General features: G+C 38.0%; 14 protein-coding genes. 10 read left to right on the top strand and 4 right to left on the bottom strand.

Annotation, left to right across the window (positions count from 1 at the left end; genetic code table 11):
* Positions 1-41 precede the first annotated feature (41 nt).
* The 4 genes from tusC to KO509_RS17285 all read right to left on the bottom strand — a co-directional run bounded on the left by tusC (position 42) and on the right by KO509_RS17285 (position 2,353).
* A complete protein-coding gene (gene tusC, locus KO509_RS17300) occupies positions 42-413 on the bottom strand; it encodes a sulfurtransferase complex subunit TusC (protein WP_215974510.1) in 372 nt (123 codons plus the stop codon).
* A complete protein-coding gene (gene tusD / locus KO509_RS17295; RefSeq protein WP_252727695.1) occupies positions 413-811 on the bottom strand; it encodes a sulfurtransferase complex subunit TusD in 399 nt (132 codons plus the stop codon). The genes tusC and tusD overlap by 1 nt, the downstream gene beginning before the upstream one ends.
* Positions 812-935: 124 nt before the next feature.
* Positions 936-1,604: a Bax inhibitor-1/YccA family protein gene (locus tag KO509_RS17290; RefSeq protein WP_215974509.1), complete on the bottom strand. Its 669-nt coding sequence runs from the start codon at positions 1,602-1,604 to the stop codon at positions 936-938.
* A 140-nt stretch (positions 1,605-1,744) separates the two neighbouring features.
* A complete protein-coding gene (locus KO509_RS17285; RefSeq protein WP_215974508.1) occupies positions 1,745-2,353 on the bottom strand; it encodes a DNA-3-methyladenine glycosylase I in 609 nt (202 codons plus the stop codon).
* Between the two features lie 544 nt (positions 2,354-2,897).
* Here KO509_RS17285 and KO509_RS17280 point away from each other — a divergent pair.
* The 10 genes from KO509_RS17280 (at position 2,898) to KO509_RS17235 (ending at position 15,354) form a co-directional block, all read left to right on the top strand.
* Entirely contained in the window at positions 2,898-5,363 is a 2,466-nt protein-coding gene (locus tag KO509_RS17280; protein ID WP_215974507.1) for a TonB-dependent receptor, read from the top strand.
* Positions 5,364-5,827: 464 nt separating this feature from the next.
* Positions 5,828-6,559, top strand: coding sequence for a histidine phosphatase family protein (locus KO509_RS17275; RefSeq protein WP_215974506.1), 732 nt, complete (start codon positions 5,828-5,830; stop codon positions 6,557-6,559).
* Between the two features lie 36 nt (positions 6,560-6,595).
* A complete protein-coding gene (locus tag KO509_RS17270) occupies positions 6,596-7,363 on the top strand; it encodes an SDR family oxidoreductase (RefSeq protein ID WP_215974505.1) in 768 nt (255 codons plus the stop codon).
* A 146-nt stretch (positions 7,364-7,509) separates the two neighbouring features.
* Positions 7,510-8,625 carry an NADH:flavin oxidoreductase gene (locus KO509_RS17265; protein WP_215974504.1) on the top strand — a complete coding sequence of 372 codons (1,116 nt, stop codon included), beginning with the start codon at positions 7,510-7,512 and terminating at the stop codon, positions 8,623-8,625.
* A gap of 64 nt (positions 8,626-8,689) precedes the next feature.
* Positions 8,690-9,898 carry an acyl-CoA dehydrogenase family protein gene (locus KO509_RS17260; protein WP_215974503.1) on the top strand — a complete coding sequence of 403 codons (1,209 nt, stop codon included), beginning with the start codon at positions 8,690-8,692 and terminating at the stop codon, positions 9,896-9,898.
* A gap of 85 nt (positions 9,899-9,983) precedes the next feature.
* Complete coding sequence (locus KO509_RS17255; RefSeq protein WP_215974502.1) at positions 9,984-11,015, top strand: phosphotransferase family protein; 1,032 nt, start codon at positions 9,984-9,986, stop codon at positions 11,013-11,015.
* Positions 11,016-11,166: 151 nt separating this feature from the next.
* The gene (locus KO509_RS17250) at positions 11,167-11,928 is read left to right on the top strand and encodes an SDR family oxidoreductase (protein WP_215974501.1); all 762 of its coding nucleotides are present in this window, start codon (positions 11,167-11,169) and stop codon (positions 11,926-11,928) included.
* A gap of 101 nt (positions 11,929-12,029) precedes the next feature.
* Positions 12,030-13,835, top strand: a complete 1,806-nt coding sequence (locus tag KO509_RS17245; RefSeq protein ID WP_215974500.1) for an acyl-CoA dehydrogenase — start codon at positions 12,030-12,032, stop codon at positions 13,833-13,835.
* Between the two features lie 99 nt (positions 13,836-13,934).
* Entirely contained in the window at positions 13,935-14,396 is a 462-nt protein-coding gene (locus KO509_RS17240) for a MaoC family dehydratase (RefSeq protein WP_215974499.1), read from the top strand.
* A 37-nt stretch (positions 14,397-14,433) separates the two neighbouring features.
* Complete coding sequence (locus tag KO509_RS17235) at positions 14,434-15,354, top strand: SDR family NAD(P)-dependent oxidoreductase (protein ID WP_215974498.1); 921 nt, start codon at positions 14,434-14,436, stop codon at positions 15,352-15,354.
* Positions 15,355-15,396 lie beyond the last annotated feature (42 nt).

Below are 15,396 nucleotides of genomic sequence, written 5' to 3'. Positions count from 1 at the left end.
GCGTTTATTCGTAAATTAGTATAATTATTAATAAATTAACACTAAAACCTGAAAATAGTATGGTGTGATGTTAATCGCTCTGCAAAGTCTCGTTGATTTAATACCTGTACTGCTTCAATATGAAAAGTAGCAGGTAAATTCCGCTGTTCTAACGAGTTTTGGCATACGTAAATATCTTCAATATCGTAAAATTCAAAAGCTGAAAAGGTCTTAAGATAATCTTTCACGGCAATAGCCGAGCCATCTTGCCCTTGTACTAGCTGCCAAACACCATCCCCCTGAAAGAACAGTGATACAGGTTGTTCAAAAGAGCCAAAAACTAAGGCAATATCTACTGAATCCTTACCAGCGCTATCACTATAAGGGGCTTTACTATTCAGTATTGCGAGTGTTTTTAATGCGTGATCACTCATTACAGTTGCACCATCCTATCAGCCTTTGTCGTAAGTTCAACTAACTCTCCTAAACCTGAAACAGTAAAAATTGCGTGAATAGAGTCATTGTGTTCATCACTTATGCCGCGTTTTTCTGCTGCCGTAATACAAAGATGTAAGGGGAGGTTATAGGTGTGGTGTAATCGTTGCCAATGTTGTATTGCTTGAAATTCATCACTGGCTATTTGGATATTTTTACTCGCATGCATAACTCCGTCCTGATAAAAGAAAACCCCCACAAGCTCAATATTACTTTTTAGCGCAGTTTCAATATAGTCAAGTGCTGTAACACTTAGATTACTATAAGGGGAGGTGGTGACAAGAACGGCAAGTTTCTTCACGATTAAAATCTCTATTTGTCTATTAATAAACGTCATATATTATGCTAATGAAAAAATCATACTTTAGACATAAAAAAGCCCCGCAATAGCGAGGCTTGATATTATAACGTTTTTTTTTGAGACTAAAAGCTAATTAGCTTAAGCTGTTATACAGCTTCTATTAGTCATCGCCACCGAAAACACCTAAAAGGTGAAGCAAGTGAACAAAAATATTATAAATGTTTAAATACAATGAAACAGTTGCTCTAATATAGTTTCGTTCGCCACCGTTAATAATACGGCTAGTATCAAACAAAATTAAACCAGACATAATCATGATAACACCGGCACTAATCGCTAATGATAACGCTGGAATTTGGAAAAATATGTTAGCTATCATAGCAACAAATACAACAATTAAGCCTGTCATCAAAAAACCACCCATAAATGAGAAGTCTTTTTTACTTGTTAAAGCGTATCCAGATAAAGCGAAAAATATTAATGCTGTACCACCAAGTGCTTGCATAATCATTGCTGGACCACCAGGCATAGCTGCATAACCATTAAGCATTGGTCCTAATGATGCACCCATTAAACCAGTAAAAGCAAAAATCCAGTAAATACCACTAGCAGAATCAGCCTTTTTATTAACAACAAACATTAAACCAAAAGCAACTAACATCATCACAAGTGCTGCCATGTGAGACAGGTTGATTGCCATTGAAACGCCAGCAGTTACGGCACTAAATGCTAGTGTCATAGATAAAAGCATATAAGTATTTTTTAATACTTTGTTAATTTCAATCGCTGAGCTTTTACTCGCGGTTTGAAAATTCATATTAGTTTGCATAACTCTTCCTTTAAGAACTTAATTATAATTACTTTATATAAGCTAAGATAAGGGCGTTTACGTAAAGTTCAAGTATTTTTCTTAACATTGACTAACGACCTTCTGACATATTATGACATGGGGGTTTTTAAATAGCTAGTTTAGCACTGCTGATATTTATCAATAATTTGTTTCCGTTTGTAACATGACAAACTGTGATCATTAACCATGCCACATGCTTGCATATGAGCATAACAAATCGTTGAACCAACAAATTTAAAACCACGCTTTTTCAAATCTTTACTCCAAGCATCTGACTCTGGACTTGTGGCTGGGTAATCGCTCAATGTTTTATATTCTTTAACTATGGTTTTGTTATCGACAAAGCCCCACATATAGTTACTGAAGCTACCAAACTCCTGCTGAATTTTAATAAATAATTGTGCATTATTGATCGCGGCGTTAATTTTACCTCGATGACGAATAATGTCAGGGTTTAGCAATAACTGCTCAACTTTATCCTGATCATATTGTGCAACAATATTCACATCAAAGTTTGCAAATGCATCACGATAGCCATTTCTACGTTTTAATATAGTGTACCAACTCAAACCCGCTTGTGCAGATTCAAGGCATAAAAACTCAAACAATTTCTGATCATCATAAACGGGAACACCCCATTCTTCGTCATGATAAGCAACATAATCAGGCTTTGATGTATCTAGCCATGGACAGCGACATGCTGATAGCTCTTTTTGTTGATTTTCCACAGATACCTCTTTTATATTTAAATTAATTTCACTTACTTGTATCACCTAGTTATCTTGTTTTGCTTAATAAGGTTACAGGCTCTTTATATTTAATGATTTTCTGTATTTTGTCCGATGGTCGTTGATAATAAATTAACCATATAACTTTAAGTCTTGGATATTATCACTATAAAAAACAGCTCAACTCTTATCGAAAAACCTCGCTTTATCCAGCTAAAAACATGGAGTTTTCCATCATAATATCTTCTTTATTTTGAGGTATATCTATCACTATTCTCAATATGCATAGTTAGTTATTAGAACTATTCATTTGTTAAATCTAATAGCTAGACCTAGCATGATTAATAGTACAAAAATTGTGCTTGAGGAATCATTAACGTTGGACTGATAGTGACAACAGGTGGTGACAATAATAAGTACGGCTTAGTCAGTAATTACTGAAATGTACTTTATACAATAATTCATGTTCAAACAAAGTATTTGAATGGGATCATATTAGTGAATACGTGTTTTTTAGTATTTATAGCAAAATTGGGGATTCAAGATGAGAGATATACCAACAACAAGAACAACAAAATATTTTAAACGTACATTACTTGTTTCAGCAATATTAAGTGCAATCAACCTAAGCGCAGTAAGTGCTCAGGAAGTTAATCAAGCTGTTGAAGACGATGATAAAGATGTAGAAAGGATAATGGTCACTGCATCTAAGCGACTTAAAGGGCTACAAGAATCTCCTGTAGCCATAACCGTTGTAAGTGGCCTCGCTGTTGATCAAGCAAAAGTTTTAGATATGAATGATTTACAAACGCTGGTGCCAACCTTACGTGTCACCCCTTTACAGCGGTCTATAAATACTAATTTTGCTATACGAGGTTTTGGTAATGGTACAAATAATACCGGTATTGAACCATCGGTAGGTATTTTTATTGATGGTGTTTATCGTTCGAGAGCTGCCGCTCAAATTGGTGATTTACCACGATTACAACAAATAGAAGTGTTAAGTGGTCCTCAAAGTACGTTATTTGGAAAGAATGCATCTGCTGGTGTTATTAATGTTCGAACGATGGAGCCTGCTCACTCGCTTGAAGGAAGCATAGAACTTGGTGCTGGTAATTTTAATCAAAAACTTGTTAAAGGCTATATTACTAATGGTGTTACGGAAGAGTTGGCTTTCAGTTTATCAGGTGGTTTCAATAAACGTGATGGTTACACCGATAGTGTTGTTGGACTAAATAAAATTAATAATCGCGATCGCTGGAATATTCGTGGTCAGGCATTATATGAGCCTACTACAGATGTAACCTTACGTGTTATTGCTGATTATAGTGAGATAGATGAAGCCTGTTGTACTGCCGCCGATGTTATTAATGGTCCGACAACTGCAGCGGTACGTGCATTAGGTGGTGTTGTGTTAGAAGATAACGATCCATTCTCTTATCAATCATCACTTAATATTGACCCTGACAATACAGTGCAAGATGGTGGTGTTTCAGTTCAACTTGATATTGATTTTGATGGCTTTTCTTTTACCTCAATTAGTGCGCTGCGTAGTAATGATTCCGATTTTTTAAACGATGTAGACTATACCTCGTTAGATATTTTACGAGAAGGAGGTCACACCAAAATTGATACTCTTACTCAAGAATTTCGTTTGACTTCAACAGGAAAGCAAACTTTGGAATGGATGATAGGTGCGTATATTTTCCAAGAAGAAGTAATTACAGGCGATACGCTATATTACGGGGATGATATTCGTAGCTTTTTTGATGCGTTGATGACCGCTGGTGGTGCAGATGGTTTATTAGCGGGTGTTGAACAAGTTTACGGGCTTGAACAGGGGGCGTTTTTTTCTAATGAATCTTTTGTAAACTCTGAATTTACCCAAGATAATGACGCTTATTCATTATTCGCTAATTTTGATTATCATATAACGGAAGATTTTACGGCTATTTTCGGTGTTAGTTACACGAAAGATGAAAAAACGATAACAGCGGAACAGATCAATAAAGATGTATTGTCTGGCCTTGATATAGACACTGAATTAACAGCATTTGGTGTACCATTATCGCTTATTCCAACACTTGCACCAGCCATTCCTATTTTAAATAGCATTCAATTGTTACCACCCATGCCGAGTTTACCTAACGACGTTGAACAGAGTAAATCTGAAGATAGTAAAACAACTTGGTCAATGCGCTTAGCCTACGAGGTAAACGATAACTTTAATGTTTTTGCAACGGCAGCGACTGGCTTTAAAGCATCATCATGGAATCTAGGACGAAATAGTAACCCTTTTATTGCAGATCAAGCAGCAATGGAAAGTGCAGGTGTTGCGCTTGCTAATCAAACCTACGGTGGTCGCTTTGCTTCACCTGAGGAAGCAAAAGTTTATGAGCTTGGCGTGAAAGCGAGATTTAAAAAAGGGGCATTTAACGTAACTTTATTTGACCAAACGATTGAAGGGTTTCAGTCATCTATCTTTATTGGTACTGGTTACGTATTGGCAAATGCCGGTAAACAAAGTACGCAAGGACTGGAATTTGATTCAGTTTACAACCCAACTGAAAACTGGTCATTTACGTTAGCAGGTACTTTTCTTGATCCTGTCTATGACTCATTTGTTGGAGCAACAGGGTTAGATGGTCCTGTTGATTTATCAGGTGAAAAACCAGCGGGTATTCATGAACGCAGCATAACGGCCGGCATTACTTACAGCTATGAATTAGAAAATGGTGCATATGGTTATGTAAGAACTGATTATATTTATGAGAGTGAAGTGTACCTCGCTGAAAATGTGCCGGAGTCGCTAACACGCGAAGTTGGCACCTTAAATGCGACAGCAGGATTAAACTTTGACAATGGACTTAATGTTCAACTTTGGGTACGTAATCTAAATAATGATGAATACCTACATTCTGCCTTCCCACCACCAATACAGGCAGGTAGTTATAATGCTTACCCAAGCCAGCCTCGTATGTATGGTGCTTCTATTTCTTATGAATTTTAAACAGAAGGATTAAACAAAAACGTAAGCACATTTAAGAAGCATATCAAACTCAAGTCGATTTTATGGTCGAGTTGAATTGATAGTGAGTGTCAATTAAACAGCCTTGTAATTTTTATTACAAGGCTGTTTCTTATTCTAGGGTTCTATACCCAGTAAATTTTTAATAAAATAATTATAAATCAGATGCTTAAATAGGTTTTTTGTTGTTTGCTTATTACTAAGTATTGATCATTTTATTTACTACTATTAATTCGTATGGAGAATAGTAAGTTATAAGAACTATTCATTTGTTTAATCATTCGATTAGGCATAGCATGAGTTATTCACATTAATCCAGAGTGTTAAAGCTGTTTTTAATTATATCAATTAACTGTTTAACTATATTGGTGGTAATAAATAAGATGATAAAAATAATAAGCATTATCCCAGTGCAACACCCAACCTTGATAATAGCAGCGTAACTTATGTCTGCTATCTATCTTATTCGCCATGGGCAGGCTTCATTCGGCAAAGCTGATTATGATCAACTGTCTGATAAAGGTTGTCAGCAATCTGAATTACTTGGTCAATATTGGCAAACGCTTAAGACTCAGAATAAACCAGGAAAGTTATTTTCAGGTGCATTGTTACGTCATGAACAAACACTTGAAAACTTTTTAAAAGGTTATCAGGGCGATAAACCATCTACAGTGTTGCACTCTGGTTTTGATGAATTTAATCATGTTGATTTGTTATCGCGTTATGATAGTCAATGGAAAAATTACGCCAAAATGGCTGCACTAATTAGTCAAAAACCAGAAGCAAATAAAGTGTTTCAAAAAGAATTTTCTTTGGCGCTTAATCGTTGGGTTAGCGGTAAATATGATGGAGATTATATGGAAAGTTGGTCGCAGTTTAAAAAGCGCTGTATTACTGCATTAAAAGACGTAATTAACCAAGAGCTCAATGCTAAGAAAGAATTCAGTAACATCACACCGTCAAATAACATTTGTATTTTCACTTCTGGCGGTACTATTTCAGTATTGGTTCAACATATTTTAGGCTTATCTGATCAAAACACATTATCGATTAATCAACAATTACGAAATACTAGTGTCACAAAGCTACTCTTTACCAAAGGTAGCCTAAGCATTGATTATTTGAATAATTATGGTCACTTAACTCAAGCAGGTCATGACTGGGAAACCTTTAGATAAAGGTCGTTAACAAAAATTTTAAAGAGGAATTTAGATATGAGTACTAATTTGTTCGATTTAACAGGAAAAGTGGCTTTAGTTACCGGCGCAAGTCGAGGTATTGGTGAGCATATAGCAAAATTACTCGCTGAAAATGGCGCTCATGTCATTGTATCGAGCCGTAAAATAGACGGTTGCCAAGCTGTCGTTGACCAAATCATTGCCGCCGGTGGTAGTGCTCAAGCAATTGCTTGTCATATTGGTGAGATGGAACAGATAGAAAGCATATTTAAGCAAATATCAACTGAGCACGGCAAACTAGATATATTAGTGAATAATGCTGCAGCAAATCCTTATTTTGGCCATGTATTAGATACAGACCTGTTAGCTTTTCAAAAAACGGTTGACGTTAATATCCGTGGCTACTTCTTTATGTCTACTATTGGCGCTAAATTAATGAAAGAAAATGGTGGTGGAGCCATTGTTAATGTTGCCTCAATCAATGGAATAATTCCTGGTGATTATCAAGGTATATATTCTATTACCAAGGCCGCGGTTATTTCTATGACAAAAACGTTTGCTAAGGAATGTGCACAATTCAATATTCGTGTTAATGCCTTATTACCTGGTGGTACGGATACTAAATTCGCTTCAACCTTAGTCAATAATCCAAAAATATTAGAACAACTAATGCATCACGTACCAATGAAACGTGTTGCCCAGCCAGAAGAAATGGCAGGCACGGTACTGTATTTAGTTTCTAATGCTTCTAGTTACACAACTGGCACGGCAATAAATGTTGATGGCGGCTACTTGATCGGATAAATCGCGACAGATAAAACAAAGTATTCGATTGAGTAGATAAATAAGCCGTAAGTTTTCTTTACTAGTGTACGGTGTAAATTTAAACAATATCAAGTTAGCAAGCATGTTAACGATAGATAATTAGCAAATGAATGTTAGGAAATAAAATGAGCAACAATAACGCAGCAAAACTATTTGAGTCATTCTCAGCAGGTAGCTTAAACTTAAAAAACCGCACCGTGATGGCACCCATGACACGTACGTTTTCACCTAACTATATTCCAACAGATGACGTAGCAAAATACTATCGCCGCAGAGCAGAGGGCAATGTTGGTTTAATTATTACCGAAGGGACATTTATTTCTCATAAAGCCGCAAACGGCTATGAACGTGTACCAGCAATTTTTGGTGATGAGGCTTTAGCGGGTTGGAAACACGTCGTTGACGAAGTTCATGCTGCAGGCGGAAAAATAGCGCCACAACTTTGGCATGTAGGCTCGGTACGTAAAGAAGGTATTGGTCCAGATAAAGAAGTTCCGGGCTATAGCCCATCAGGTTTATATAAACCGGGCGCACCAAACGGTGTTGCTATGAGTAAAGCAGATATTGATGATGTCGTCGCTTCATTTGCCCAAGCTGCTGCAGACGCGAAAGCTATTGGTTTCGATGCTATCGAAGTACATGGTGCACACGGTTACTTGGTTGACCAATTCTTTTGGGAGGGCACTAACCAACGTGATGATGAATATGGTGGATCATTAGAAAACAGAACCCGTTTTGGCGTTGAAATAGTCAAGGCTATTCGTGAAAAAGTAGGTAAAGACTTTCCAATTATTTTTCGATTTTCACAATGGAAGCAACAAGATTACAACGCCAAACTTTGTCAAACGCCTGAAGAATTAGCAATCTTTCTAACCTTATTAAGTGATGCAGGCGTTGATATTTTCCATGCAAGTACTCGACGCTTTTGGTTACCTGAATTCGAAGGCTCTGATCTTAACCTTGCCGGTTGGACAAAAAAATTAATCAATAAACCTGTAATTACTGTTGGTAGTGTTGGTTTAGACAGCGATTTTACCGGTGAAGGTAGTGTTGATCTTGCTGGTACGTCTAACCCAACGGGAATCGAAGGATTATTAACGCGTTTAAATAATGATGAATTTGATTTAGTCGCTATTGGCCGTGCCTTATTGGTTGACCCTGAATGGGTAAATAAAATTGAACATAATAAAGAAGATGAAATAGCGCCGTTTAATAAAGAGGCGTTAATGAAATTAAGTTAGTCGCTTAATAAGGTATTAGTTAATCACTTACATAACTTTATAGTAAAAATAATAAGGATTTCCCATGGATTTTGAATACAGCGACAAAGTTAAAGAATTAATGGCACGTGTTAGCGCATTTATGGACGAGTACGTTTATCCTGCTGAAGCAGAAATGCATGAGCAAGTAGCACAAAATCAATGGACAACACCTGCTTTAATGGAAGAGCTGAAAGCGAAAGCGAAAGCACAGGGATTATGGAATTTATTTTTACCCGTTAGTTATGGCAAATACAGTGCAGGACTTACTAATTTAGAATATGCCCCTCTTGCTGAAATTATGGGCAAAGTATTTTGGGCGCCTGAAGTATTTAATTGTGCTGCGCCAGACACGGGCAATATGGAAGTATTAGCTAAATATGGTAACGAAGCACAAAAAAAACAGTGGTTAGAGCCGTTGCTTGAAGGAAAGATTCGTTCGGCTTTCGCGATGACTGAGCCAGAAGTTGCCTCTAGTGATGCAACTAATGTTGAATTAAGCATAGTGCGCGATGGTGATGAATACGTTATCAATGGTCGAAAATTTTACATCAGTGGCGCTTGTCGAAAACAGTGTGAAATTATGATTGTGATGGGTAAAACTGACCCAGATAACACTGACCGCTACATTCAACAATCTCAAGTACTTGTACCAATGAAAACACCAGGGGTCACTATGGTACGCCCAATGAAAGTGTTCGGTTATAACGATGCACCAGAAGGACATGCAGAAATCACCTTTGACAATGTTCGCGTACCTGTTGAAAACATCATTATGGGTGAAGGTAAAGGTTTTGAAATTGCACAGGGGCGATTAGGCCCAGGTCGCATTCATCATTGCATGCGTTCAATTGGTGTCGCACAACGCGCGCTAGATTTAATGTGTCAGCGTGTTAACGATCGCATTGTATTTGGTCGTCCAATGATCAAACAACAATCTATTCGAGAAGATATTGCTATTTCGGCTTGTCAAATTGAACAAGCCAGACTGATGACGTTAAAAGCGGCTCAAAAGATGGATCTAGAAGGCAATAAAGCGGCCAAAGATATTATCGCTATGATAAAAATTGTTGCTCCGAGTATGTCACTAGATGTACTCGACCGGGCTATTCAATGTCATGGTGCTGTAGGCGTTAGCCAAGATACCTTTTTAGCTCATGCGTTTGCCGGCCAAAGAACGTTACGTTTAGCTGATGGTCCTGATCAAGTACACATGATGCAACTTGGACGCGACTTAGTAAAAAAATCAACATAGTACTTAATTCGGCTAAAAACTAGCGGTAATTTTTGTTAGTGAAGAGTTAATCATTAGTACGTTAAATAAATGGAAGAGATAAAAAATGTCAGCAACCGTTTCTTTTGATATAGAAAAATTGACTCGCTATTTAGAGTCTAATGTTGAGGGGTTTGTTGGTCCTATCAGTTTAGAGAAGTTTCCTGGTGGTCAGTCAAATCCAACCTTTAAAGTCAATGCTAAGTCGGGGCTTTATGTACTACGAAGCCAACCGCAAGGAAATTTATTGAAATCTGCACACGCAGTAGATCGAGAGTTTCGGGTACTTAATGCCCTAAAAGATACCGATGTACCTGTAGCTAAGGTTTATCATCTGTGTATCGATATCAGCATTATCGGCTCGATGTTTTATTTAATGGAATATTGTGATGGTACTGTTTATTGGAGTGCTTCATTACGTGAGGTATCAACTAACGCTTATCGAAGTCAACTATACGACACTATGAATAAGGCTTTAGTTGCATTACATAGTGTTGATCTTGATGCAGTTAATTTACGTGACTATGGCAAAGCAGGAAATTACTTCGAGCGTCAATTTTCGCGATGGACATCACAATATCGTGCTACTGAGTTGCAACAAATTGATGCGATGGATAACTTAATATCATGGCTTGAAACACACCTACCGCCTGATGATGGTCGAGTTTGTTTAGTTCATGGTGATTTTCGTTTAGACAATATCATGTTTAGAAAAGACAAAGCAGAAGTGATAGCGGTGCTCGATTGGGAATTATCGACACTCGGACATCCATTTTCTGATTTAGCTTATCAATGTATGCAGTTGCGTATGCCACAAGGCATGGGAACTATTGATGGATTACAAGGCGTAAACAGAGCAAGTTTAGGTATTCCTACAGAAGAAGAATATGTTGCGGCTTACTGTCAGCGTATGGGAATTGAACGTATTGAAAATTGGACATTTTACCTTGCTTTTAGCTTCTTTAAATTAGCGGCTATTGCACAAGGCGTTGCTAAACGAGCTTCTCAAGGCAATGCCACAAATGAACAAGCGAATAAAGTGGGCGCTTTTGTTGAACCATTGGCACAAATGGCCTTGAGTATTATTAGTGATGAATAAAATGTGATTAATGCTGTTTGATGAAGAATTACGGATAAAGAAAATAAAATAATTAGCAAAAAATAAAGTAATGCATAACAACTAAGAACAAAAGAAATTGTTATCTAAACAATAAATTATTAAACGATATTTGTAACGTAAGGAATTTACCATGGATCCACTATTAGATTTTACAGGAAAAGTTGCCGTTATAACTGGTGCAGCTCAAGGCTTTGGTCAGCTGCTTGCTGAAGAATTAGCGCAGCGCGGTGCAAAACTAGTGATTAGTGATATTAACGAAGCAGGTGTAATGAAAGTTGCTGACGGCATTAAAGCGACTGGTGCAGACGTTATTGCCATGGCGTGTAACGTTGCAAAAAATGATGATTGTAAAGCAATGGTAGATGCGGCAATTAAGCACTTTGGTAAAGTTGATATTGGCGTTAATAATGCCGGTATTGCCCACGAATTTATGCCATTACATGACATAGATGAAGCCATTATGGACTCTCAATTTGCGGTTAATGTTAAAGGCGTGCAATTTGGTATGCGTCATCAAATACAACAAATGCTTAAACAGGGCGAAGGCGCTATTTTAAATGTTAGCTCTATGGCCGGTTTAGGTGGCGCAGCAAGAGGCAGTGCTTATGCAATGGCTAAGCATGCGGTTATTGGTTTAACCAAAACCGGTGCCGTTGAATATGGTCGTAACAATATTCGTATTAATGCTATTTGTCCGTTTTTTACCTTGACGCCAATGGTGACAAACTTTGCTGATGATGAGCAGCAAAAACGCATGAGCAGAGGTGCACCTATGCACCGATTAGGTGAGCCTAAAGAGATTGTTGCCATGATGCTGATGATGTTATCACCAGCAAATACCTATATGACAGGACAATGCATCGCAATAGATGGTGGTGTATCTGCACAGTAAGCGGTAAAGCAACACGCATTTATAGCGCAGTATATTAGCCATAAATCATTATTTTTTATGGCTAATAATATCGATAAGTAAAAAGATAAGAAGAGAATAGTATGACAGCCACATTAATGAATGAACGAGATCTTGAATTTATGCTCTATGAGCTTTTTGACAGTGAAGCGCTGATCAAACGCAATAGATATCAAGACCATGACCGTCAGACTTTTAATGAAGTCATTAATACTGCGAAGGCGATAGCAGAAAAATACTTCTTACCTATTCGGCAAAAACTTGATACTCATCAACCAACATTTGATGGCAAAAAAGTCACACTTATTCCTGAACTTAAGCCAGCTATTGAAGCGATTATTGACTCAGGTATCTCCTCTGCAACGGCTGATTACGAATTAAATGGTATGCAGTTACCACCGATAGTTGCCAGTGTGGCGAGCACCTATTTAACGGCTGCAGGTGGTGTTGGTTTAGGCTATAACATGCTGACCAATGCCAATGCTAACTTACTTGAAGCTCACGGCAGTGAAGCGTTAATTGAAAAGTGGGTTAAACCGATGCGTTCTGGACGTTTTATGGGCACCATGGCGATGACTGAACCCGGCAGTGGCTCAGGGCTAGGCGACCTAATCACGAAAGCCGTGAAATCCGACGATGGCACTTACCGTATTAGTGGTAATAAAATTTATATTTCTGGTGGCGATCATAATTTAAGTGAAAATATTGTTCATTTAGTTTTGGCTCGAATTCAAGGCGCACCAAAAGGCGTTAAAGGTATCTCTTTGTTTGTGGTACCTAAATTTTTAGTAAATGACGATGGTACGTTAGGTGCTGATAATGAAGTTGCCCTTGCAGGCTTATTTCACAAAATGGGGGGCAGAGCACAAACTTCTACCGCGTTAAGTTTTGGTGAAAAAAATGGCTCTATTGGCTACTTAGTTGGCGAAGAGAACCAAGGCCTCAAGTACATGTTTCATATGATGAACGAAGCTCGTATTATGGTTGGCACAAGTGGCGCTACACTTGCCGTTGCTGGTTATCAATATTCAGTTGACTACGCAAAAAACCGTCCTCAAGGTCGTTTACCTTCTTGTAAAGATCCGCTTTCACCTATGGTGAATATTATCGAACATGCTGATGTTCGTCGTATGTTACTTGCACAAAAAGCTTATGCCGAAGGCGCGTTGTCATTAGTACTTTACGGCTCTCAACTGAGTGATGACGAAAAAACAGCACCGACAGAAGAAGCACGAGCACATGCGCACGTACTATTGAACTTTCTAACTCCTATTATCAAAACTTGGCCGTCTGAATATGGCACTAAAGCGAATGATCTAGCGATTCAAGTACTTGGAGGGCATGGTTATATTAACGAACATCCTGTTGAGTTGTTTTATCGTGACAATCGTTTAAATCCTATTCATGAAGGTACAACCGGTATTCAATCGCTAGATTTATTAACCCGTAAAGTACCGATGAATAAAATGGCGGGCTACTCAGCAACGTTGAGTGAAATTTATAAAACGATTGAACAAGCCAAGCAATATAGCAATTTAACTGCATTTTCAGCACAGCTTAGTGATGCACTTGAAACATTAAAGCAAACTACGGATGTGGTATTAACTGCAATGCAAGCGACAAATATCGACCTTGCATTGGCAAACTCAGTGAAATATTTAGAACTATTTGGTCACGTTATCATTGCTTGGTTATGGTTAAAGCAAGGTGTCGTTGCTAGTGAAGCGTTGCGCAAGCAGCCGCACCAAGCAGATGAAGATTTTTATAATGGCAAACTACAAGCATTACAGTATTTCTATCGTTTTGAATTGCCAGAAATAGCGTTGTGGTCAAATATTTTACGTACTAGTGACAGTACAACATACGATATGAAAGTAGCTTGGTTTTAAGCGTATAGCTATAGTTTTTAACTATGTTTAACACTATAGCTAAAAATAAATTTTAATAATAAATAACATAAAAAATGTTTAGCTAAATAAGGATTTACTATGCCAACAATTATAAAAAAAGATCAAATAGCCGAATACATCGGCTTTCAATCAGCGCCAACACCTTGGCACGTAATAAACCAAGAGCAAATTGATCAATTTGCAGATTGTACGCTCGATCATCAATTTATCCATGTTGATGAAGAAAAAGCGAAAGCAACACCTTTTGGCTCTACCATTGCACATGGTTTTTTATCGTTATCTCTATTGTCGCATTTTGCTGAAGATTTCAGTGTCATTATCGACGGCTTCTATATGGGCTTAAATGCAGGTTTCGATAAAGTCAGATTTTTACAACCCGTTAAAGTTGATAGTCGCGTAAGAGCACATGCTAAAACCCTAGAGATTGAAGAGAAAAAGCCTGGGCAATATCGTTTATGCACAGAAGTAACTGTTGAAATAGAAGGTTGTGATACCCCTGCACTTGTTGCTGAATGGGTTTCTGTACAAATGGTTAAATAATTGTATTAATTATAAAAAGATTTTTTAAGGAAGTATTATGTCAATCAGTTTTGAAGGTAAGGTCGCCATTGTTACTGGCGCAGGTAACGGTTTAGGTCGCTCACACGCATTGGCACTTGCAGCCCGTGGTGCAAAAGTTGTTGTTAATGATTTAGGTGGTGCTCGCGACGGTAGCGGTGCCTCGTCAGAAGCTTCTCAAGAAGTAGTGCGTTTAATTGAAGCGCATGGCGGCGAAGCAATTAGCCATGGTGCTAATGTTGCCAACTTCGATGAAGTGCAAGATATGGTTAATCAGACCATGGAAAAATGGGGGCGTGTTGATATTCTTATCAACAATGCAGGCATTTTACGTGATAAGTCTTTTTCAAAAATGACGTTAGATGACTTTAAACTCGTGATGGATGTTCACGTGATGGGATCGGTTAATTGTACTAAAGCCGTTTGGGAAATTATGCGTGCACAAAATTATGGCCGTATTGTGATGACGACCTCATCAAGTGGTATGTACGGTAATTTTGGGCAATCAAATTACGGCGCTGCAAAAATGGCGGTACTAGGATTTATGAATACGTTAGTGCTAGAAGGTGCAAAGAACAATATTCGCGTGAATGCCTTAGCGCCAACTGCTGGCACAAGAATGACAGAAGACTTAATGCCTCCAGAAATTGTGCAAGCCTTTGCTCCTGAAGCAGTAACAGCGGGTATGTTAACCCTGTGTGACGAAGAAGCGCCAAATCGCTTTATTTTATGTGCAGGGGCAGGTGGCTACTCAAGTGCTGGTATGTTTGAAACCGAAGGATGTTTTATTCCAGAGCATAAACAAAGCCCTGAAACTGTACTTGAGCACTGGTCTGAATTAACCGACCAAACAGGGCAAGCAGCGTTAATATCAGGTGATAAACAAGGTGAAAAGTTTGTGTTAAAAGCGATGGCGTTTATGAAGTCACAACAAAAATAGTCATACAGCACTTTGTTCATTAAACATTTAAAAGCGTAGGTA

This window comes from Colwellia sp. C2M11, from assembly GCF_018860915.1.
Classification (GTDB): Bacteria; Pseudomonadota; Gammaproteobacteria; order Enterobacterales; family Alteromonadaceae; genus Colwellia.
This window is presented reverse-complemented; position numbering and strand designations above follow the sequence as displayed.